Genomic DNA, 21,956 nt, shown 5'->3' with positions numbered 1-21,956 from the left:
ATATAAAATGGAGAAAAAGATGAAAAAGAAAATATTTATTACAATTATTAGCATTTTTACAATCGGTTGTATAATTGCCGGAACATGGTATCACATCGGCAGGTATAATTTAATTTCAGAATTGGGGAGCGCATACAATCAACTAAAATCCCAAAATTTCAATTTAGATTTTGACGATGATTTCGATTATGATTTTGATAACGCTTTTGATGATGATGATTTTGCAGAAAACTCCGATGATGATTTTGCAGACGACTCAAATGACTGGAACAAAAACAGATTTTCATACAGAAAAAAATCAGGAAAAGAAAAATTAAACAGTTTTAATTCCATCAAACTGAATGCAAAAATAATGGGCGTAAAAATCTGTCGAGGCAACGATTATTCAATTAAATATCGCACATCCAGAGATTATTTAGTTCCTGTTTATGAAGTAAAAGACAACACATTGAATATTCGCCAAAAAGGATTTGGCCGCAGCGGATTGGGCAACAAAAATTGTTATGTTGAAATGACAATTCCAAAAGAAAAATCACTCGATTCGGTGATGGTAAACACAAATGTCGGAAAAATAGTTATCAAAAATGTCGATATAGAAGATTGCAGTGTTCAGACAAATGTCGGTGCTGTAAAAATCAATAATGTTGTATTTGATAAGCTCAACTGCGAGTCGAATGTAGGCGAAATAATAATCAATCCGATTCAGGATATTGAAAATTATGATATGAATATTTCAACAAATGTAGGCACAATCGTCGTTGGCGGAAAGAACAGCAGCCGCTCATACACACAGAGAGGAAAAACCGATAAAAGAATTACGGCGCACACAAATGTCGGCGAAATACAAATAAAATAATTCTATAAATAATAACTTTCAAAAAGTAGCTATATAGTATAGAATATGCTATATGGCTACATCTGCAAACTTAAGTTCTATCATCCGACATTATGCGGAAAAATCAAATTCTCCATTTATTGACCTGCGTGATTTCTGTACTTACATTAAAAAGTATGCGGAGCATCATGTAGAAGAAAAAGCTGAATTGGTAAAATATCTCGCAGACACAACAAATACTGTTAATGCGGAACTTCAAGGACTTTCCGAAAAACACCTTGTTGCGCTGATAACTGTCAATAACAAAAAGACTATTGTTTCAATTTCAAGTTTCTCTGTAAATTATGCAAACAGATTCAAAGAGATAATGAAAAATGAAACTATCCCGTATCCTGTAATAGCGGACTTACCAAAAAACTTTCCACTGAATGTGCTCGAAAAAAAATCTTTAAATCAACATATTAAAGACTTAACAGAAACAGAAGATCCTAAATCTCCGCTTCTATACATAATAGATTGTCCTAAAGACGTTCCTTCAATGGTTTTGCCGGCATGCGTTCCGCTAAAAGTTCTTCTCGATACAGCGCAGAAAAAAGTGCGCCGCATATTAAAAAAAGAAGAATTTCACGATTATTTTCTGAAAAAAATCCGCAGCACAAATCCTACAAAAGAGATTTCAATCCGCAATTTTTACACTCAGTTTGTAGACACGGAAAACTATCAGTTTGTAGATTTTTCTGACGGCGATGATTATTACATCTGGAATCAAACGCTGTATTACATTCGTCAGGATTTTGAGAAAATTCAGGATCGCACTCAGGAAGATACGAGCATTTTGCAAGCGGTGAGCATCCTCGAAGTTCACAGCACATATCTTAAAGAAAAATTTCAGGAAGCTCGCAAACGTTCAGAAGCGCTCAAAGAACTGGAACATTCGCTCGCACAGCCGCCGTTTTTTTACTCAATGAATCAGATTCTGAAATTTCAAGATAAAAACGGTCGTCTACTTTACGGACAATATTCTGAGGAAGATCTAAAAGAGTTTTTACAGCGCATGACGACTGAAAGCGATACGACGCAGCTCCCAACTCTTTTTGTTTTTAAAATCAGTTCAGGAAGACGATATTACGTCTACAAACAGAAAGTTATACAAGTTGTCGTTCGCCTTTGTAACGAAGCTCACGATTCTGTAGAAAGACAGCTTGAAGATAAATGGTACAACGCGCTTCTCGGGTTTGAAAAACTTCCGGAAATGACAAATAAAGATATGTTCGAAAAGGCGCTTGCCGATTTAATAGAGATCAACTCTCCGATTTTGCATGCACTTTTAAATGCAAACTTTATGACACTTCTCTCTTATGAAAAAGATACAGATGATTTTGACAGCTTCAATTTGTTTATCGACGGACATCTTCTTCCTTACAGCACGCTCCTTATGCTGAAAAGCTCAAATATACTTGCCAACGCAAAATCGAGATTGCCGTTTTTTTATACGATTCCGGTTATTTCATGGTTTATCTCATTGTTTGCCTCAAAGAAGAAAACAGATTCACAAACTTCAAAACAAGTCCAGCAAGTTGTTCAGGAAGATGATGAAAAACAAAAGACGACTGCCAAACAACTTACAAAAACTCAGGCGCTTGCGGCTCAAGCAAAAAGTATTGTAGATAATTTTGTTCCTGAAGGCTCAACGATGGACAGAGAGCTCGATTATCTTATAAAACAGTGGAATACGATGATATCAAAAGAAGCGTACAATAATCTTACAGAAGATGTAAACGCTTTAATTCGCGATTACACAAGACGAGTTGTAAAAACACTTTCGGCAACGAGCTTTACGAAAGAACGTGTTGAAAACCTTGCAAAAACTCTTGTAAACACTCCGAATATGCAGAAAATCAAAGATTCTAAATCTCTTACAGATTACGTGATTCTGTACATGATTCGCCTTGTAAGCAATTTTAACTGATTTTTTACATTCAGTAATTTTATTTAATTTTTTTTCTCTTTTTTTGTCAAAAACCTCATTTTGCGGCAAATATTATAATGCAGATAAAATTTATTCTGCACGACAGTCCGGCCGGCTGAATCATTATTTTATTACAAAAGAGGGTGTATTTATGAACAACTTAAACTCAATTATTTTGGAAGGAAATCTCGTTAGAGAAGGAACATTGACAGAACCGTCACAGGGATTCAAAGTGTACAAAATGTCAGTTGCGGTAAACCGCTTCTACAAAAACAAAAATGATCAGGGTGTTGAAGAAGTATCATTTTTTGATGTTGAATCATACGGAAAACTTGCAGACTACTGCTCAAAGCAAAGCACAAAAGGGCGTGGTATTCGCATTGTTGGACGGCTCAAACAGGACACTTGGAAAAATTCGGAAGGGAAAAACTCAAGCAGAGTCTATGTCGTCGCAGAACACATAGAATTCAAACCTATGTCAAAAACCGATTATGAAAAAAGTGAAACAAAAAAGTCAGAAGTTGCAGAAACACCTTCACATGCAGTTACAACAAAAGAAAAGGAGACTGAAGAAGTAGCATTTTAGATGAAAATAACAAAGTGTGATTGAAATATCTCAAAACAAAACATCGATTTTGTGCGATTAAGTTTTTCTCACACTTTGTTTATCACTATTTCCTTTTGCCATGCTGAGAGTTATATCCACTGTTTTTCAAGCGGGCTCTACCTTGCTTTCCGACACGATTTCCGCCTTTTTCAGCAACACGAGAAACCTGCTTTTCATTCATCTCGCGATATTCTTCCATCTGCTGTTGAGAATAAAAACCTTCTTTCCAATTAAACCTTGAAATATCCGGCAAAATTGATTTTTTTTGTAACGACGATTGGATTGCTTTAATCTGACTGCGGTTTACTTTTGTCTTAGAAAAATCAATCAAAAGCTTGCGGAACCCTGATTTTGTGATGTATTCCGTCTTGTCGAGGATCGAAAAAGGTGATTCAGGCATAACAAAAGAACCGTCTTTTGTAGAATTCACTTTAAATTCTGTACCTTCCTTATCTTCAAAATAAGTAAAATTGTAATCTTCCGGCAATTTAAACCGCATCCTGAACAGCGCAGGATAAGCAAAAACAGGGACAAGGACACGGCTTCGGACTTGAGGTTCAAAAGTCGCTTCAAGGTTGCGTTTTGAATTTTCATAAGGCATTATAAATGCACCGATATTTTGATTTTCAAGCCAACTTACAGCCCATCTGTTGAAAGTATAAAGATACGGTCCCGCGACGACATTTGAATCAGTTTTTTTCAACATCTGAATGTGGGCGATGTTGTTTACGACAAAGTTGTTGTACCCGTCTGCGATAAGCCTGTCGAGATCTTCTTTGAGTTTATCTTCCTGCGAAGCGGAACAAAACGGGTCGAGAGAGATGAAAATCTGCTTTTTAGAAAACGGCAAAACAGTTTTATGATTTAAAATATCAAAGCTTGTATCTGAATTGTATTCTATTATCACACGAACAGGATTGAGCCCCTGAATTGCAAAAACATCAGCGATTGAAGAAACCTGAACATATATTCCTTCAGGGAAAAACGAAAGTTCTTTATTTTTTACGGGAGTCAAATCGAGAATCGGAAGAATTTCATCTTTAGGCTGTTTTCTGTAACGGCTTATATCACTTGGAAGAATGCGTTTGTAACGCTTTGAGCCAGCTTTTATCTGAAGCAGATAAACTTCATCACCGATACCAAAATTGCCGGGAATGTCTATCAAACGTTTTCCTGTTTCTTCATCTACTTCAACAGTCTTGATTTTGTGGCTCACACGTCCTGAGTCATCTTTTTTATGGATGCGGATTGAATCTCCGGGGTCAGGGTCGTAACTGCCACCGCGAAGTTCTGCCATCATGATATTTTTCTGTTCAGGGGTTGCGTCTTCCGGCAACATTTCGCGAATTGCATTGGCGAGTTCTTTGTCAGCAGCTTTGACTGCGGCAATTTTTCCAAGATAAATGCCCGTTCCGCCGGCTTGGTCAGGATTCAAAATTTTATCGGCAGCGTTATCAACTCCTTCTTCGAGAGTTTTAAATCCGTACCAATAGTTTGTTTTGCTCCGTGCAAAGTCGCCGGCAAGAATTCGTTTTCCTGTCGCAAGCGCACCTTTTTTATCTTCTTGATAATGATCTATCACATAGCGATATGCGGAGACAACGCTGCCTACATATTCTGCGCTTTTCATTCGCCCTTCAATTTTGAATGAGTCGACACCAGCTTCGATAAGGTCGGGAATCTGTTCTATCAACTGCAAATCGCACGGAGAAAAATAATATCCTTGTTTGATTCCGCCGGGAACATCAGCCGTATAAAGACGACGGCAAGCTTGCGTGCACATTCCTCTGTTTGCAGATTTTCCGCCAAGAAAACTCGAAAAAAGACAAAGCCCGCTCTCGCTGACACAAAGAGCCCCGTGAACAAACACTTCAAGTTCAGAACCAGTCTCCTGTTTAATTTTTTTTATCTCATCAAGACCGAGTTCGCGTGCCAAAACACATCTTTTTATTCCATTGTCGTTAAGGAGTCGAACAGCATTTGAGCTTTCAACGTTCATCTGAGTAGACGCGTGAAGTTCCATATTCGGAAAAAATTCCTGAGCCATGCGCATCACAGCAAAATCTTGAACGATAAGCCCGTCCGGACCAACTTCATTTAAATATGAAAGAAAACGATAGAGCCTTTCAGTCTCGCGTTCTTCACATACAGTATTCACAGTGACATAGATTTTCTTATTCTGCCGGTGAATGCTTTCAACAGCCGCCTCAAACTGATTCCATGCGAAATTTGTCGTTCGCATACGCGCGTTAAAACTTTTGAGACCAAGATAAACAGCATCTGCCCCTTCACCGATTGCGGCTTCAAGCGATTCGATATTTCCCGCAGGAGCTAATAATTCTACCATAGTAGAGAATGTATCATATAATCGAAAAATACTAAAGCGCCGCCCCTGCCTTTATGTTTCGCACAAAGTTTAATCAGATTGATTATCAGAGAATTCCGGGAGACACAGGTTTAATCTCCCATGTATTTGAATTGCATTTACATGGGTACGAGATTACGCCACCATTAGTTAAATCATTGTAGATGGCACGCGCATCTGTTCTTGTAAGTGATTTCAAAGCGGAACAGCCTTTGCTCGACACGGCATTGTCAATTGAGCCGTCAGAATATATCCCGCTTTTTACAACTTCTTCTACGACTTCAGAAACATTGCTTTTCCATTCAGAAACGGAAGGCTGTGCATACATCAAAGCGTCGACTATTTTATCAGAGACGCTGTTGCGAAGGTAGATAACATCAAAAGTATCGTTAAATCTCGCACCGGTGTTGTCAGACCACAAGTCTCTCACTCCGTTCTTTGAAAAAGGAGCAGTCGCTTCATCTAAATTCACAGTTTCATTTATACAGCCGTCACCGGCTTTCCGAAGATGAACGACTAAGATTTCCCCTTTTTTTACTTCAACAGGGCTAAAAACATATTTTTTTGCAACCCCGTCTGAAGCGCTGTGCAATTCGAGCCCCACTAGATTTCCGTTTTCAAGTGCGAGCAATTCTACAAATTCACCTCTAAACACTTCAACACCGTTCTCTTTTCCGGTTCCTTTTTTTATCTGAACTTCAGTCATTACGATTTTTGGCAGCTTTGAATTATAGCCTGTGAACGGGATACAAAAAGTCAAAGTGTTGCCGATTTTATCTTCGACGACGCCGAACAGCTCATAACGATTGCCAATTTTTGTCTCTTTTTCAAACTTAAAAAGCACGCTGTTTTTGTCGTCAATGTACTCAACATCGGCTTTAATTTTATCTGTATTGTTGCTGACTATAACTTCGTTCAATTTCACAGCATCTGAGAAATTCATTTTTACAGTTTTATCGTCTATGACAGAAAAATCTACGATTGACGGCGGAGTATAGTCTCCACCGATAATTTCGATTCCTTCTTGAGTAATTTTGCATGAAAAAGGAAAGACAGCAAAAAGAGTGATGCCTGAAAGGATGATTGTCTGGACGGCAAGGACTCCGACAACTTTCAATTTCGATTTATTTAAATTGAGCACTTAAAACCTCCTGCCCTGCAAAAGCAAAAACAGTTGCGCAATGAAAGCTCTCTTTCAAAATGTGCGCTTTTTTGCATGAGACTACCGAAAAACTGTCCGGGTTTTTATAGTCTCATATATATAATAGGTTTTAAGATGCGATTTTTGACAAAATTCCCGCTATTTTTTTCAGAAAACATCTGCACAAGCGAAGCTTGGAAGCCGTTTTCAGAACAGCAACAAACTGCGGATTTTAACTTTAAACACAATCAGCGTTGAGATTAGTTAAAACTTTGCCGCCTCTACCATGTATCTTATCGATGTTCCTGAATCATCTTCCAGCATCTTTTCGATTACGAAGATTAGATTTTTTTCAGTTGAATCACAGAAGATGCGTTCGATTTTGTAATTTGTAACGCCTTTGCGCCTGATATCTGGAGAACCGATTTTTCGGCTCGTCACAATATTTCCGTTTTTATCTTTAATTTCCAGCATGATGTAAAAAGATGATTTTGAATTTTTGCCTTTACCGGTTACAGTCGGATAAAGTTTTATGTTATATGTATTTTGATTTTCAATATCGGCAGTGCGGAAGTCCTTAAATATGATTTCGTCTTCGCCTGTTTTGTTCACATCGTCTAAAATGTACAGCACATGATCGGGATTTGCAGTTTCTAATTTTATATCTTTATAATAATAAAAACTTGCAGCTTCCAACGATTGATACACATCGTATCCGTTTTTATCTGATGTAACGGCAGACGGTTTTGTTTTAAAAAGTCCTTTATCTACATAATCGTTTTGCGCAATGTCAACCTGATAGATTTCTGCCCAACCCTGAAATTTTTTATCTGTTTTACCATACTGTCCGAATACATAATACTTGCCGTCAGTTGAGAACCCTTTATCAACAAAAGTTGCGACATCGCCTGCTGACAATGCTGTAAATCCGAATGCTAAAAGCAAACTGCAAATGATAGACTTTTTCATAAAATAAAATCCTCCCGTTCTATTTGCCATTACTAGATTTTCGGCTGATTTTTTTTACTCTTTACTATTATTTATCTTCTCGCTATCATTTTTAATATGACAGTCAGAGTGCGAAACAGAATTACATTTATTTTTTTTATCATCACAACGATTTTTCTTCTTTTAAGCGCTTTTGTGGTTGCTTGGCAATATTTTACAGGCTCATTGACAATCCCCGAAACATATATAAAAGATTCCGGCACGAACTTTTTGACAAAAGATAATTTTTTCTGTGTTTTTATTGGAATATTTTTTCAGCTCATTTATGTTGCGGTGACGACTAATATAATTTATCACAGTTTTGAAAAAACTCAGGCACCTGATATTGTTTATTTTCTTTTGTTTTTAGCAGCATGTTTTATAAATGCAACAAGACTATTTGTTCCTCTTTTTCATCTTTCAGGAACGTATTCTACCATTCTTATAACAGAGGGAAATATCCAGCTCTTTTCATATTTTCTGGCTCCGCTCGCTTTGATGGGTACAGTCTTTTTTTCTTCTGAGCAATATCGTCAAAAGACTGACAGGTACTGCATTGTGCTGATCATCCTTTCGATTTTCGTTTCTAAAATAATCCCGTTAAACTCTGCCGTTATTTTCTCGAATTTTAGGATATCAAACGGACTTTCTAAAAGCATTTTTGCGTTTTCTGTCATAATTTCTGTGCTGTGTACTCTGACCTTATTTTTGAATAATAGGAAAAATGAATGCAGCCAAAAGATTACTTTAGGATTTTCAACGATGATAATAGGATATTACATTGTGTTTGCATGTTCGAATATCATTTCTGCAATTTTAGGTCCGATTCTCTTGTGTTTTGGAACTGCTGTTTACATAAGAGAAGTTCATCATCATTACCTGTGGCTTGATTAATTTTATCAGATTTTATCAGCGTAAAAACATAAAAAGAGCGCCGATTGAGATTGGAATTACAAGATTGTCAAAATCTTTGATTGGAAGCAATTCAATAATCATCGCAGCAAAAGCGACGATAAGCGAGACAAGAGTGTTTCCGCTGCAAATAAATGTAGAGATATAGACTGCAAAAAAACACGAAAGGCTTCCGGCTGCTGTTTTTCCTCCGGAAAACGGAATTGAAACTTTTCCTAAAAAGCGGCCTGTGAGGCTTGCAAGCCCATCTCCAAAAGAAAGGGCAAAAATTCCAACACGAGCGCAATCCAATGGGAGCAGCAAAGAAGCCAGCATAATACCGCACACTAAAGTCACAGGTCCAAGCACAAATTTATTTGCGTCTCGTTTTCGCGCTGCTGTCTCAGTTATCTTTGAGACTAGCGGAATCGTATAGCCTTTTAAACGGAATATTTCACTGATTGAATAAACAATCAGAACAACGCAAAGCAAAGTTATCACCTGCCAGTAAAAAAGGCTCAAAAAATAAGGAACAAAAGCTGAACAAATATGAATTGATTTTCTAAAAAGCTCTTTTAAAAGGCTGTTGAACTTTTGGCGCTCAACCATTCCAGAGAGCATTCTGTCCTGAAAAGTGTGAACAGTGTTCTTATCATCTATACTTCGCATAAACTACCGGCTTTAATATCAAAGTTTTTCTTTATCAAGCAGCGTTTTAGAAATTTCAGTATATACAGCCGGTTCAAATTCCGGAATCGGGTGAGTTATATATTGAATGTTCTGCTCTGCAAGGTTGCTTCCACTAAGTCTGACGAGAGTTTCCTGATTGCGGGTAAGCGCATCCCACGCACGAACAGACTGACTGAACTGAACAATCGCTTCGCCGTTCAGTTTGCTGTTTCCCGTCCTTTTTGCAAGTTTGTATAAAGTGACACCGTAATTGTTAGAAGCATAAAGATAAGTATTTACGACGACGTAATCTTTTGCGTTAATCTGAGGAAGGACAAGACCTCGTTCGGCGATTTCACGATCGAGTGTATCGATAAGCTGATTGTAATAGCCTTCAGCCGCATAATCATCGCCACGCAGATAAAGCGTGTTTGCCATTGCGAGAAGAAGATTTCTTTCTTTTACATTTCCGTCTCCGGCTTTCATAAATGAACCGAGCGCTTCAAGGTAATTGCCGTTTTTGTACTGAATATAACCTATTCGGTAACGGATTGCAGGGCTGTCGTTTTCAAGTTCAACAGAATATTTGTAATTGAGCAAAGCGTCGTCATAATCTCCTGAAATTGAATATTTGATGTCGCCCATGTCTTTGTAAAGTTTTCCGATAGCAGGAGTGCCTTCAAAACCTGCGTTATCGCGTTCTGTCGTGAACAATGAAATACCTTCTGCAAACTGTTCTTGCGCCTGCAGATAATCGGTCGTTGTTATATAATGCTCTCCGAGAAGCCTGTAAGCGTCGATATACTTATACACATCGCGTCTTTTCATAGAAGGAACAGTATTAAATTTTTCGATTGCAGTCTGCAAAGTCTTCTCGATTGCGCCTGTTTCACCTGAATTTATAAAATATTTAGCGAGATTGTAGAGCGCAACAGGATTGTTCGGATTTGTCTTAACTGCCCGCAGCAAAAGTCCGCGAAGCCCTTCAATTTCATAACGAAGATACTCTTCCGATGGAGCAAGCGGTCCGTAATATTTGTCTAGGAGATAGCCGCTCAATTCCGCCCAATCGTCGGAATTCAATGATTTTTCACGAGGTTCAAATCTTTGCTGAGATTGTAAAACTTCTCGTAAATTATCAGAACGGATAAAATAACGCATCATCCTTGAAAGATACAAATCGTTCGGCTTGTAAAGCTGTATAAGAGTTGCATATTGTGCTCGAGCGAGTTCCAGTTTTGAAGGATCTTTTTCTGTGCCCCATTCAAGGTATACATCGCCGAGTTTTAAGATTCCGTCAGCGTCGTTTATATGCCAGTCGAGGACTTCGCGTTTTACAATTTCTTCTGCGCGTTCGTAGTTTGCGAGGTCGTTCAATTCCATATCGGCATATTCAATACCTGCTGTTTTGTCGTGCTTAAAATACGCAAGGATATTTTTATACATTTTTCCGGCACGCTGATACTGTTTGTGCTGCCGATATCCACGCGCATAATTGAAAAACCATTTTTTGTTGATTCTATATGAAACAGCTTCTTCAAATTTCATTTCGGACTGAGGGTATTCATCTGCCTGCAAAAGCGCATATCCTTGTTTGTACAATCCGTTCGCTTTTATAGGTCTGTATATGCAGTATTTTCCAAAATTGAAAAGTCCCCAGCTCGCAAGCAAAATCATAATTCCCACAAGCATTCCGGGAATAATTTTATTTCGCAGCTGATAAGACAATGATTTTTTATAAGCATCGTATTCGGCTGCTGTACGGTGTTCAAAATCGCGAGGAATTGGAATAGATGTGTCCATCATCTTTTCCAGCATACTTGCAACCTGACGTGCAGGCGCTTTTTTTAAGATTTTTTCAATGACTTCGAATTCGGCATCATCTGTAAATTCATCTTGAACAAGTAAATTCTCGAAAGCAAGCCTGAGATTGAGAGGATATTCAGAGAGATTTTTTAAGAACTCTTTGTATTGTGCGTCGGTGAGCGTATTTGGAGGTAAATCTTCGCTTTCTTCAGCATCAGAAAAGTCAGCTTCATCGATATTTTTTGCTCTTTTACCTTTGCCTTTATCTTTATCCTTTGAAGTTAAAAGTTTTGTTACTTTTTTGTTTTTGTCGTGGGCAATATCGACATCGGAAAATCCTCTGATTTCAAATTCACCGTTGTTCAAAAAGTCGTCGTTATTATCTGAATCAAAGCCGCTGTCTCCTCCGCCTAATTGTGAATCGGTCTCTTGAATACCAAAATCAAGTCCATCCATCTCAGATGTATCGAATATTTCAAGAGGCTCTGTCGATTCGGTGTCTGCACTTTCCGAATCTTCAACATCATCGCTTTCTGTTTTTTCATCTGTGTCGGGGATTTCAATGTCGCCGACATCTTCCGTAGCGTCTACGGCAGCAGCTGTCGAGTCTGAATCATCAAATGGCTGTGATGAATCGGGAGTATCAAAATCAAGTCCGCCTAGTAAGTCGTCAATAGTAGGTTCTTTTTTTGTACCAGAAGATTTTGAATCATCGGGCAAATCGGATGAATCAAAACCGTCAAACGGCTCTAAACCGACAGAACCGGAATCATCTTCAGTTTGTTTTGTATCTTCGATTTTTGTATCTGCGTGTTCTGCGTCAGCGGAAGCAATCTCTTCGCTAGGTGCGGCAAGACTTTCGTCGAGAGAGTCAAAGTCGTCTTTATGCTCCCGGACATCTGCGTGTTCTGACTGCTCTCCTCCGGATAAGTCAAAGTCGTCAGGAAGAGACATATCGTCAAAAGAGCTGTCAGTGGCTGCAAAAGAGCTGTCAGCGGATGCAGGTTTGTCAGCGGATGCAGGTTTGTCAGCGCTTTCCTCATGTGAAAGAGAATCAGCAGCAGGCGCATCAAATGATTCTGCAGATACATCGAAATCGCCAGATGTGCCGAAGCTTTCTGCGAGCGAGTCAAAGTCGTCAGATGTGCCGAAGCTTTCTGCGAGCGAGTCAAAGTCGCCAGACTGTATGTCATTTCCGTCCGCAGGCATGCTGTAATCTTCAGATGGTATGTCAAAATCGTCAGAAATGTCTGAGCTTTCTGCAGATGTGTCAAAAGATTCCGCAGAAGGCAAATCATCAATTGATGATAAATCGTCAACCGGAGAAAGAGCATCTGCAGATGGTTCTTTTTTCTCACCGGAAGATTGAAAATCGTCGGGCAAATCAAATGAATCAAAATCATCGAGCGACGCTAAATTTTCAGGAGCCGAATCATTTTCGTCATCTTTTTTATCGTCAGAAAAACCTACATCACTGGAAAGCCCTGCGACGTCAGCAATTTTTTCATCATCGTCATAAGGGATTTTTTCTCCCGGTTCAAATTCTCCAAGCAACTGGGCATCTTCGGCTGTTGACTTATCAAAAGCAGGTGTGCCAATTTCATCAAAATCTTTTACTTCTTCAAAATCGTTTATATTTGGAATTTCAGTCTTAGCATGTTCTTCAGGTTCTTCCTCCGGCTGGTCAAATCCGCCGCCTGCGAGGAGGTCATCGAGGCTCATGTCTGCGATTGACACTTCTTCAGGTTCTTCGACTACCGGTTCAGTTTCTTGCTGTTCAGGTTCATCAAACATCGAAAGGTCTGGAATGTCTGCGCTGGCTCCCGAATTGTCAGACGTGGCAAGAGGAGTTAAAAGTGTCGACATGTCGGGTGCTTCAAATGAAGAGGCAGGCTCATCGCTTTGCTCTTTTGAATCTGATTTAGATGGAGTTGCAAGCCCTGCCAAATCTGAAAGGTCTTCGTCAACAGATGTATCTTCGTGTTCCGCCTCAATTTCAGGCATACCAAGAACAAAGTCTTCTGAGTCGTTTTTATCTTCTATTGTGTTCGGAATCTCAACCTTGACCGGCTGTTCACCGCGGCTTGCACGAGCAGAAACTTCATTTCCGAGTGCAAGAAGGTCATCGCTAAAATGTTTGAGCTGACTTAATCCTGGCATACTTTAATTTTACCCCACTTCCCTCTTAAATTACAAGTATAACTATACTCTTATATACGGACGTTTTTTGATTCTACTTAAGCGATTTTTAGATTGTTTTCTTATTCAGAATCGTGACAAAAAAACTAAACTATCAGAATAAATTTCCGATAAACAAAGTATGAAAAAGTTATCACTTTTTTTTGCAATTGCGGTGTTTTTCTTTTCGACGACACAACTTTTTGCAGCGGAACTGACAAACTATCAAGACTTTGAACTCGACACTCTGTTGCACGGAATCGAAAAACCCGGAGCACCTGTAATCACCGATGACTATATTATTTTCACTGCGGCGCCCAAATATCGCTATGTGGGAATCGTTTTTGATTTTGAAAACTACAAAGTGATTCATCCTTTTGAGGTGCTTACAAAAACAAACGACGACGAAACTAAAACTCCTGTTCACATGTTTTACTGCTATAAACGGCAGCACAAATTTACTCAGATTAAGTACAGGCTGGTATTTGACGGGCTTTGGACAACAGACCCTCTAAATCCTGTTAAAGAATACGACGACTCTGTAAACCTTTATTTTTCAAAAGTAGAAAATTTGAAAAACATCAATATCAACACGGAAATCACAAAAAATGATACTGTGCACTTTATCTACAAAGGAGAAAGCGGTCAAAAAGTTAGACTTGCAGGGACGTTTACAAACTGGGATTCTTGGATTTACGAGCTAAACGAAACATCTCCCGGACTTTATGAACTTGACTTGCCTCTGCCGTTGGGAAAATATTTCTACAATTATTATATTGGGCTGACTGCATTTCTAGATAACACAAATCCTAATAAAGTCTACACAAAAGACGGCAGAAGCGCATCTGTTATAGAAGTAAGATAACAGAATCCGTTTTCATTGTTATCTATCCACGACGCTACGACGATTTTTTTTTACAGCGAATCTATTTTTTTTTTTTACAGAGAAACTTTATCAGCGAAACTTTTTCGCCATCTCCATAAGTTTTTTCATATCCATGCCTTTAAGCTGGCTCGGATCAATACCTCCGGGAAATCCACCTCCTAGACCTCCCAAACCGCCGGAACCAGACATTGCGGACGGGTCAAGACCAAGTTGACTCATCATCCTGCCCTGCATGCCGCGATTTCTGATCATCTTTTTCATCATCAGTTTTGTTTTCTCAAACTGTTTGATAAGTTTGTTGACTTCGGCAACTGAAGTTCCTGAACCTTTTGCAATTCTCTTGCGGCGGCTCGGACCTATTATAAGGTGATTGAGTCTCTCTTTAAATGTCATACTCTGAATTATTGCTTCATTTTTTTTAAGGCTGCCCAAATCCATCTGAGACGCATCGACTCCGTTCATGCCCGGAATCATATCGATAATCGACTGCATGTTTCCCATCTTTTTGACTTGTTGAAACTGCTCAAGATAATCTTGAAGTGTAAATTCATTTCGCTGAAGTTTTTTCTGCATTTTAAGGGCAGCTTCTGCATCAACAGTTTCCTGCGCTTTTTCAACGAGAGAAACAACATCACCCATTCCAAGTATTCGGCTTGCAATTCTGTCAGGATGAAATACTTCAAAATCTTCTGTTTTTTCACCGGTACCGATAAAGAGAATCGGTTTTCCTGTGATTGTCTTAAGAGAGAGAGCTGCACCACCACGCGCGTCAGAATCAAACTTTGTGAGGATAACGCCTGTCAGCCCTAACTGTTCGTCGAACGATTTAGCAATATCTACGGCGTTTTGCCCAGTCATTGAGTCAGCAACGAGCAAGACTTCGACTGGAGCGGTCTCTTTTTTTATTTTTACAAGTTCGGCCATCATCTCCTGGTCGATCTGAAGGCGACCGGCAGTATCTATGATGATTGTGTCGAGGGCGTTTTTGCGAGCGTAATCGATTGCCCCTTTCGCATTTTTTACAGCATTTTTAGAATCTTCTTTATATACCGGAACACCGATTTTTTCACCGAGCTGGCTCAACTGTTCAACCGCTGCAGGACGAACAAGATCACAAGCGGCGAGAAGTGGTTTGCGTCCATCTTTTTTGAGTTTTGCAGCAAGTTTATGTGCGGCAGTCGTTTTACCAGCCCCTTGAAGTCCGAGCATCAAAATTACAGACTGGGTATCGGGTCCTTTTAAATGAAGGTCTTGTTTTGTATCGCCGAGCATAGCAGTCATCTTGTCGTAGATGATTTTCGTAAACTGCTGTCCCGGATTGACAGATTTTATGACTTTTTCGCCTTTAGCTTCTTCGATAGTTGAATTGACAAATCGGCGAACTACGCAAAGGTTTACATCGGCTTCTAAAAGCGCTAGTTTTATTTCTTCAACTGCATCCTCAATATTTTTTTCTGTGATCGTTGATTTTCCGCTCAACTTTTTTACTATTCCGCTGAATGTGTTTGTTATCTTCTCTAACATTTTGTTCCCCTAAAATATTTCGGATTGCGAGATTAATCTCGCTCAAGCCGTTTTTGTGTTGAACCTAAATATACGCTAGCCGCGTACATTTTTAACGGTTCTTCTATCGTAGGCATCCTCAATATTTTTTTCTGTGATTGTTGATTTTCCGCTCAACTTTTTTACTATTCCGCTGAATGTGTTTGTTATCTTCTCTAACATTTTGTTCCCCTAAAATATTTCGGATTGCGAGATTAATCTCGCTCAAGCCGTTTTTGTGTTGAACCTAAATATACGCTAACCGCGTATATTTTTAACGGTTCTTCTATCGTAGGCATCCTCAATATTTTTTTCTGTGATTGTTGATTTTCCGCTCAACTTTTTTACTATTCCGCTGAATGTGTTTGTTATCTTCTCTAACATTTTGTTCCCCTAAAATATTTCGGATTGCAATGTAAATTTCGATATAAATCTCGCGAAGCTGTTTCGGATATCTTTTATTTTCCAAGAGACTGAAGCGAAACTACAATTTCTTCTATCGTCGCTTCTTTATTTAAAACTTTATAAAGAGCGTTTGAAAGAGGGAGTTTCAAATCTTTTTTTGCTGCAATTTCGTGAATGTATTTGCATGCAATTGCACCTTCAGGAAGATATCCTATTTTTGAGACATTCGCGATCAAATCATCGATACCGCTGAACTTGGAAAGTATATCTGTTTTTACAAGATCATGTCCAAAGCGGCGATTTCGGCCATATTTTGATTTACAAGTTACATCAAGGTCTCCAACTCCGGAAATCGACGTAAAAGTCTCTGCATGAGTTGAGCCCATAGCAAAACCGAGCATCTGTATTTCGTTCAGTCCAGCCGCCATAAGAAGGCTTTCGGCATTGTCACCGAATAAATCAGACTCTTCGGCGATTGCGTCAAAAGCTCCGTACACAACCGCAACGACGTTCTTAGCAGCAGCACATATCTGAACTCCTACAACGTCAAAACTTGAAAAAACCATAAGTCCCGGAACACGCAAAAGTTCGCGAACTCTTATTGAATTTTTAGGATTTAGAGAAGCGGCTACAAGACCGGTCAGCTTACCCATTGCAACTTCTTCTGCATGAGAAGGTCCCGCAACGTAGACAGTACAGTCCTTGTAGATTTCAGGAAGAGAAGATTCTATTGTTTCAAGTACAAGCTTTGCGCCTTCTGAAGACGGAACAAAACCTTTTGTAAGAGCGGCAATCACTGTAGAACCGTCTGCAATGTTAGGTACATCGATAATTTTTTTTGCTGTACTCGCAAGATAAAGAGATGGCGATGCAATAATCAAAAATTCTTTATCTGTAGCAACTTCGATGATGTCTTTTGAACAAGTCATCGTCTTCTCCAGCTTAAATCCGGGAAGGAAGCGCTTGTTTTCATGCTCTTTATTGATCGACTCAACTACATCATCTTCCAAAGCCCAAAGCTGAACTTTGTGTCCACCGCGTGCAAGCGCTTGGGCAAGACCTGTTCCCCACGCACCTCCGCCAATTACTCCAACAGTTTTACTTTCCATTATTCATCTCTTAAAAATATTATTTATATTAAAAGCAGTCGTCTTCGCAATCTTTCCAATTGTAAAGTTCGCCTTTTTTAAACCAAAGATTGATTTCACGTTCAGCACTTTCATCGCTGTCAGAAGAATGTATGATGTTTCGTTCTGTGTGGATACAATAATCTCCCCGCAGAGTTCCCGGAACAGCTTCTGACGGCTTAGTTGCCCCGCACATTTTTCTCATCAAGGCAACGCAATCATCTGCTTCCCAAACCATCGCAACGACAGGTCCCGACGTGATGTAATCGACCAATCCACTGAAAAAAGGCTTGTCCGAATGCTCAGCATAGTGCTCATTTGCAAGCTCTTTAGACACGTGTACCATTTTTAAACCGACAAGTTTGAATCCTTTTTTTTCAAGGCGTGAAATAACCTCTCCGACAAGCCGACGATTAACTACGCCCGGCTTTAACATTGTAAAACATCTACTCATAATCCCCTAATTATATACAAACTGGATTGTGATTTCAAGGAAAATAAATCGGTTGTCGGTGCTCAATTTGATTCGATTGCAATCACTGCGAATTCATCAGCTTTTCTTCAACTTCTTTGATGATGACATCTGGAGTGCTGGCACCGGCTGTTATGCCGACATTTTTGAGCTTAAAAAACTCAGGAGGTATATCATCAGAGCTTTGAATATGTGCCGCATATTTACATTTTGATGCCGCAGTTTGATATAGCCTGATTGTATTTGCAGAAGTTTTCCCACCTATAATTAAAACTCCGTCAACTTTGCTGCACAATTCGATCAACGCATTTTGCCTTTCATTTGTCGCAGGGCAAATCGTGTTGATCACATCTATATTTTTAAACCGTGATTTAAACAGTTCTTTGATTTTTGAAAACTCCGACGGGCTGTACGTTGTCTGCCCCAAAAGTATGATGTTTTTTGAATCGGAATCTTTTATTTTAAGATTTTTTGCTTCTTCGTAATCTTGAATCTGACTAAAATTCGAGCCTGCGTACCCTGAAATCCCAATCACTTCACCGTGATTTTTATCTCCTGCGAGGACAACATAATCATCATCTGAAGAATATCTTTCTACCATTTTTTGACTCGCTTTTACACGCGGACAAGTTGCATCAATGATTTTGCATCCTCTCTCTTCAAGTTTATCGGTGATTGATGGAGGAGTTCCGTGTGCGCGGACAATTACGACAGAGCCGTCGGGGATTTTTGAAATGTCATCGCTTTCTACAATTTCAAGACCTTTTTCCTCAAGGGCTTTTAAGGCGCTTTCATTGTGGATAAGGGGACCAAGCGAGTATACTTTTTTACCGGGATTTTCAGCGAGAGCCTTTTCTGCCCATTCAACGGCACGCCGAACGCCAAAACAAAAACCCATCACAGACGCACGGATAATTTTCATGAGTTTATAATACTATTATTTTGCCAAGATGAGAAGAACGCAAAAAACATCAAAAAAAAGACCTGCATCATTGAAGCACCAAAAAAAGGAAACTTCATATACAGGTCTTTTTCCTACAGATTTTTTCATTTTTTTTCAACATGCAGAACAGCGCAATCGCCCGTATGCATGTCAAAATAAATTTTATTCAGCTTTTTCTGATTTCAAAGAATGGTGAACTCCAAATTCAGGTTTCCAGTTTCTTCTCGACAAGCTGATAAACGCACTGGAAATGAATATTGAAGAATACATTCCGCTGAGCAAGCCGACAATCATTGCAAGTGAGAAATCTTTTATTGTTCCTGTTGTAAATATAAACAATGCGACTACAGCGAACAAAGTTGTGACTGTTGTCAAAATTGAGCGAACCAAGGTGTCAGACAAAGACTGATTTAAAATTTCATCGAATTTTGCGACTTCCGGCATCATCTTCATGTTGTAGCGTACGCGGTCTAGGATTACGACTGTAGCGTTTATTGAGTATCCTACGATTGTAAGAACTGCGGCAAGCACAGTTGATGTAAATTCCATCTGCGTCCATGTTATAAACGCAATCATGATCAGAGAGTCGTGAACTAAAGCGATTACAGAGCCGAGTGCAAAGTCCCAGTGGAATCTGATTGCAGCGTAAGCCCAAATCAAAACTACTACAAGCACGAACATGATTATTGACCTTATTGTCGTAGTTTTAGACATACCAGAACCGATAAAATCAGTCTTTACAATCGCAACATTTTCTTTTCCAAACTTGCTAAAAAGTTTTTCATTTACAGCAGTCTGGATTTCGTTTTGAGCGTCGCCTTCTTTTACACCCATACGGATCTGATAAGAAGCATCTGCCCCGGAACCGAGCTGTTTAATATCTACGCCTTTATCATCAAGAGCTGAGCGAATATCATCGGTTGTGATTTCAGAAGTACCTGCCGGATAAATAAATGTCACAGCATTTGTAAGCTGATTTGTTACGGCAGAGTTCAAGAACAATTTTGTAGAATCGTAAGAGCTGTTGCGCTCTGTCATCTTTACGTTTTCAATCTTGTTTACTTCGACAGCAAGTTCATGCACTGTCTTGAGAACTGCAAAGTTAAAAGAATATGTCTTATTTTCCGCACCGGTACCGCTGACTACAATATCCATCTGACCAGCAGACAAGTCCATCGTAACTTTTGCAGGACCGCTGTAAACGATTTCTGCAACAGGTTCTGCGACACGAACTTCTTCAATAAGACCCGGCTTAAAGTCGAGACCGAAGTTTATTCCTTTAGTGAACAGACCGACAAGTCCGAAACAAATAAGCACTGCACTAATAATCGTACAAGGAAGGAATCCTTTATTGAAATTAAATCTTTTCATTGTTTAATCCCCCAGCCAATGCTTACTTTTTTAGAATGCATAACATCTGTGCCAAAATCAAACATCAAACGTGATACGAACAATGCTGTAAACACTGATGAAACGACACCGATTGCAAGAGATACTGCGAATCCCTGAATTGCACCGGTTCCAAGCTGACTCAAGAAAATTGCAGCTATGAATGTGGTGATGTTAGAGTCCATAATTGCCCAGAATGCGTTATCAAAACCCATTGAAACGGCAGCAGGACGACTCTTTCCGCTTCTTAGTTCCTCTTTGATTCGCTCAAATACCAAAACGTTTGCATCTACTGCCATACCAATTGTGAGGATCATACCGGCAATAGAAGAAAGCGTAAGAGTGAGATTGAATGCAGAGAGAACCGAAAACATCATAAACAAGTTCAAAACTTGCGCAACGACAGCGTTTATGCCGGAAGCCTTGTAGAAAATCAACATAAAGATGAGAATCAAACCGAGTCCGAGCAAAACTGCCATTGCACCTTGACGGATTGCCTGCTCTCCAAGAGAAGCACCTATCACCTGCTGACTTTCAACTTCAAGAGGAACATTGAGCCACGCAGTCTGAAGAACTTTTTTGATATTGTTAGCTTCTTCGTAACTGAATCCGCCTGACAAAGAAACAGATCCGCCTGTGATTGCTGTCTGAATACGTGCATTCGATTTTACCTTATTATCGCTTATTATAGCGAGATTTTCGCCGACGTGAGCACCTGTGAATTGACCGAATATTTCAGCGCCTTCGCTGTCAAGCTGGAAATTGACTTCCGGTTGATTTGTAAACTGGTCGGCGCTTACAACAGCATTTTTTACATGCTGTCCATCTAATGCGATTTCCTTTTTTACAACAAGCCAGTCATATCTTTCGTCAAGACCATATTCATCTTTTGTATAAACGCCGAACACTTCGCAGTCTGACGGAATCACAGAAGAGTTCATCAATTCTCCCGACGCATTGAATGTAGATGCAGGATTTTGCGCATAATATGCTTTAAATGCATTTGTAGCTTCCATATCAACAAGGCGGAAGTTCAAAATTCCTTTACCCATGATCAAAGTGTTGATTGCATCTGCCTGAGCAGCTCCAGGAATTTCAATATATATATGGTCGTCGCCCTGCTGTCTGATAACAGGAGAAGTAAGTCCAAACTTATCGATTCTGCTTGAGAGATTTTCGATAGCGTTTGCCATCGCATCTTTTTTAAAATCTGCTTTGTTTTCTGAAGTTACAGCATCGCCCATTGAAGCAACAGCAGCATCGAGGTCTGCTTTTACGATGATGTTCATTCCGCCGGAAAGGTCAAGTCCAAGTTTTACGGAATTTTCATAGTAACTTTTTGCATCGAGAATTTCATCTCTGTAACGAGACTGAAAAACATTCATAAATTCAAGTTCGTTAGCATAAACGGAAACTACATCTTTCAATGTGAGGTTTGCAGGAACTTTTTTATCAAGCGATTTGTATTTTTTAGATACATCCTTTTTAATCCAAGAATATTCATCAGGAATATTAGCTGACGGATCTTCAGCCATCAATTTCTTGATAGCACGCACATCCTCTGCAGCCTTTAGTTCAGCGTAACTTTTAATATTTTCAGTTGAACCTAAAGCAAGCTGCTGCAATTCTTTTGGTGTTCTTCCATACCAGCTGATTGATGGCCAAAGAAAAACAAAACAAAGAGCAATGACAGCAAGCAGAACTACTAAACGTGTTCGTTTGTTCATTTTGTTATATTCTCCAA

The 21,956-nt window shown here is 39.3% G+C and carries 18 protein-coding genes; 5 read left to right on the top strand and 13 right to left on the bottom strand.

What is annotated here, in order from left to right; all coding sequences use genetic code 11:
- Positions 1-19 precede the first annotated feature (19 nt).
- The 3 genes from H9I37_RS04330 (at position 20) to H9I37_RS04320 (ending at position 3,390) form a co-directional block, all read left to right on the top strand.
- Positions 20-856: a DUF4097 family beta strand repeat-containing protein gene (locus tag H9I37_RS04330; protein WP_187381240.1), complete on the top strand. Its 837-nt coding sequence runs from the start codon at positions 20-22 to the stop codon at positions 854-856.
- 52 nt (positions 857-908) lie between these two features.
- Positions 909-2,804 carry a hypothetical protein gene (locus H9I37_RS04325; protein WP_187381239.1) on the top strand — a complete coding sequence of 632 codons (1,896 nt, stop codon included), beginning with the start codon at positions 909-911 and terminating at the stop codon, positions 2,802-2,804.
- A 151-nt stretch (positions 2,805-2,955) separates the two neighbouring features.
- Positions 2,956-3,390: a single-stranded DNA-binding protein gene (locus tag H9I37_RS04320; protein WP_187381238.1), complete on the top strand. Its 435-nt coding sequence runs from the start codon at positions 2,956-2,958 to the stop codon at positions 3,388-3,390.
- Positions 3,391-3,475: 85 nt separating this feature from the next.
- On the opposite strand, the gene H9I37_RS04315 is transcribed toward H9I37_RS04320, so the two are convergent.
- The 3 genes from H9I37_RS04315 to H9I37_RS04305 all read right to left on the bottom strand — a co-directional run bounded on the left by H9I37_RS04315 (position 3,476) and on the right by H9I37_RS04305 (position 7,886).
- The gene (locus tag H9I37_RS04315; protein ID WP_187381237.1) at positions 3,476-5,758 is read right to left on the bottom strand and encodes a peptidase U32 family protein; all 2,283 of its coding nucleotides are present in this window, start codon (positions 5,756-5,758) and stop codon (positions 3,476-3,478) included.
- Positions 5,759-5,843: 85 nt separating this feature from the next.
- A complete protein-coding gene (locus H9I37_RS04310; protein WP_187381236.1) occupies positions 5,844-6,917 on the bottom strand; it encodes a lipoprotein TP_1001-related protein in 1,074 nt (357 codons plus the stop codon).
- Positions 6,918-7,181: 264 nt separating this feature from the next.
- Positions 7,182-7,886 (bottom strand): DUF2259 domain-containing protein, encoded by a 705-nt coding sequence (locus H9I37_RS04305; RefSeq protein ID WP_187381235.1) that lies wholly within the window; start codon positions 7,884-7,886, stop codon positions 7,182-7,184.
- Positions 7,887-7,982: 96 nt separating this feature from the next.
- Here H9I37_RS04305 and H9I37_RS04300 point away from each other — a divergent pair, with 96 nt between their 5' ends.
- Positions 7,983-8,798 carry a hypothetical protein gene (locus H9I37_RS04300; protein WP_187381234.1) on the top strand — a complete coding sequence of 272 codons (816 nt, stop codon included), beginning with the start codon at positions 7,983-7,985 and terminating at the stop codon, positions 8,796-8,798.
- A 15-nt stretch (positions 8,799-8,813) separates the two neighbouring features.
- Here the strand turns inward: H9I37_RS04300 and H9I37_RS04295 are convergent, their stop codons facing one another.
- On the bottom strand, positions 8,814-9,464 hold the full coding sequence (locus H9I37_RS04295) for a diacylglycerol/polyprenol kinase family protein (RefSeq protein ID WP_255422489.1): 651 nt from the start codon (positions 9,462-9,464) through the stop codon (positions 8,814-8,816).
- A gap of 18 nt (positions 9,465-9,482) precedes the next feature.
- Positions 9,483-13,430: a periplasmic flagellar collar protein FlcA gene (flcA, locus tag H9I37_RS04290; RefSeq protein ID WP_187381233.1), complete on the bottom strand. Its 3,948-nt coding sequence runs from the start codon at positions 13,428-13,430 to the stop codon at positions 9,483-9,485.
- 160 nt (positions 13,431-13,590) lie between these two features.
- On the opposite strand from flcA, the gene H9I37_RS04285 reads away from it, so the two are divergent.
- A complete protein-coding gene (locus H9I37_RS04285; protein ID WP_222864178.1) occupies positions 13,591-14,313 on the top strand; it encodes a glycogen-binding domain-containing protein in 723 nt (240 codons plus the stop codon).
- 90 nt (positions 14,314-14,403) lie between these two features.
- Here the strand turns inward: H9I37_RS04285 and ffh are convergent, their stop codons facing one another.
- From ffh to secD, 8 genes are all read right to left on the bottom strand, one after another.
- Complete coding sequence (ffh, locus tag H9I37_RS04280) at positions 14,404-15,858, bottom strand: signal recognition particle protein (protein WP_187381232.1); 1,455 nt, start codon at positions 15,856-15,858, stop codon at positions 14,404-14,406.
- Positions 15,859-15,933: 75 nt separating this feature from the next.
- The gene (locus tag H9I37_RS11480; RefSeq protein ID WP_255422488.1) at positions 15,934-16,059 is read right to left on the bottom strand and encodes a hypothetical protein; all 126 of its coding nucleotides are present in this window, start codon (positions 16,057-16,059) and stop codon (positions 15,934-15,936) included.
- Between the two features lie 75 nt (positions 16,060-16,134).
- Entirely contained in the window at positions 16,135-16,260 is a 126-nt protein-coding gene (locus tag H9I37_RS11475; RefSeq protein ID WP_255422487.1) for a hypothetical protein, read from the bottom strand.
- A gap of 74 nt (positions 16,261-16,334) precedes the next feature.
- Positions 16,335-17,390: an NAD(P)H-dependent glycerol-3-phosphate dehydrogenase gene (locus H9I37_RS04275; RefSeq protein ID WP_187381231.1), complete on the bottom strand. Its 1,056-nt coding sequence runs from the start codon at positions 17,388-17,390 to the stop codon at positions 16,335-16,337.
- A gap of 28 nt (positions 17,391-17,418) precedes the next feature.
- The gene (gene ndk, locus H9I37_RS04270) at positions 17,419-17,862 is read right to left on the bottom strand and encodes a nucleoside-diphosphate kinase (RefSeq protein WP_187381230.1); all 444 of its coding nucleotides are present in this window, start codon (positions 17,860-17,862) and stop codon (positions 17,419-17,421) included.
- A gap of 82 nt (positions 17,863-17,944) precedes the next feature.
- A complete protein-coding gene (gene ispH, locus H9I37_RS04265; protein WP_187381229.1) occupies positions 17,945-18,802 on the bottom strand; it encodes a 4-hydroxy-3-methylbut-2-enyl diphosphate reductase in 858 nt (285 codons plus the stop codon).
- A gap of 183 nt (positions 18,803-18,985) precedes the next feature.
- Positions 18,986-20,194, bottom strand: a complete 1,209-nt coding sequence (secF, locus tag H9I37_RS04260) for a protein translocase subunit SecF (protein WP_187381228.1) — start codon at positions 20,192-20,194, stop codon at positions 18,986-18,988.
- The gene (gene secD, locus H9I37_RS04255) at positions 20,191-21,939 is read right to left on the bottom strand and encodes a protein translocase subunit SecD (RefSeq protein ID WP_187381227.1); all 1,749 of its coding nucleotides are present in this window, start codon (positions 21,937-21,939) and stop codon (positions 20,191-20,193) included. Before secD ends, secF begins: the two co-directional genes overlap by 4 nt.
- Positions 21,940-21,956 lie beyond the last annotated feature (17 nt).

Source organism: Treponema sp. Marseille-Q3903, from assembly GCF_014334335.1.
Lineage (GTDB): Bacteria > Spirochaetota > Spirochaetia > Treponematales > Treponemataceae > Treponema_D.
Note: the sequence above shows the minus strand (reverse complement) of the source record. Positions and strands in the feature narration are given on the sequence as shown.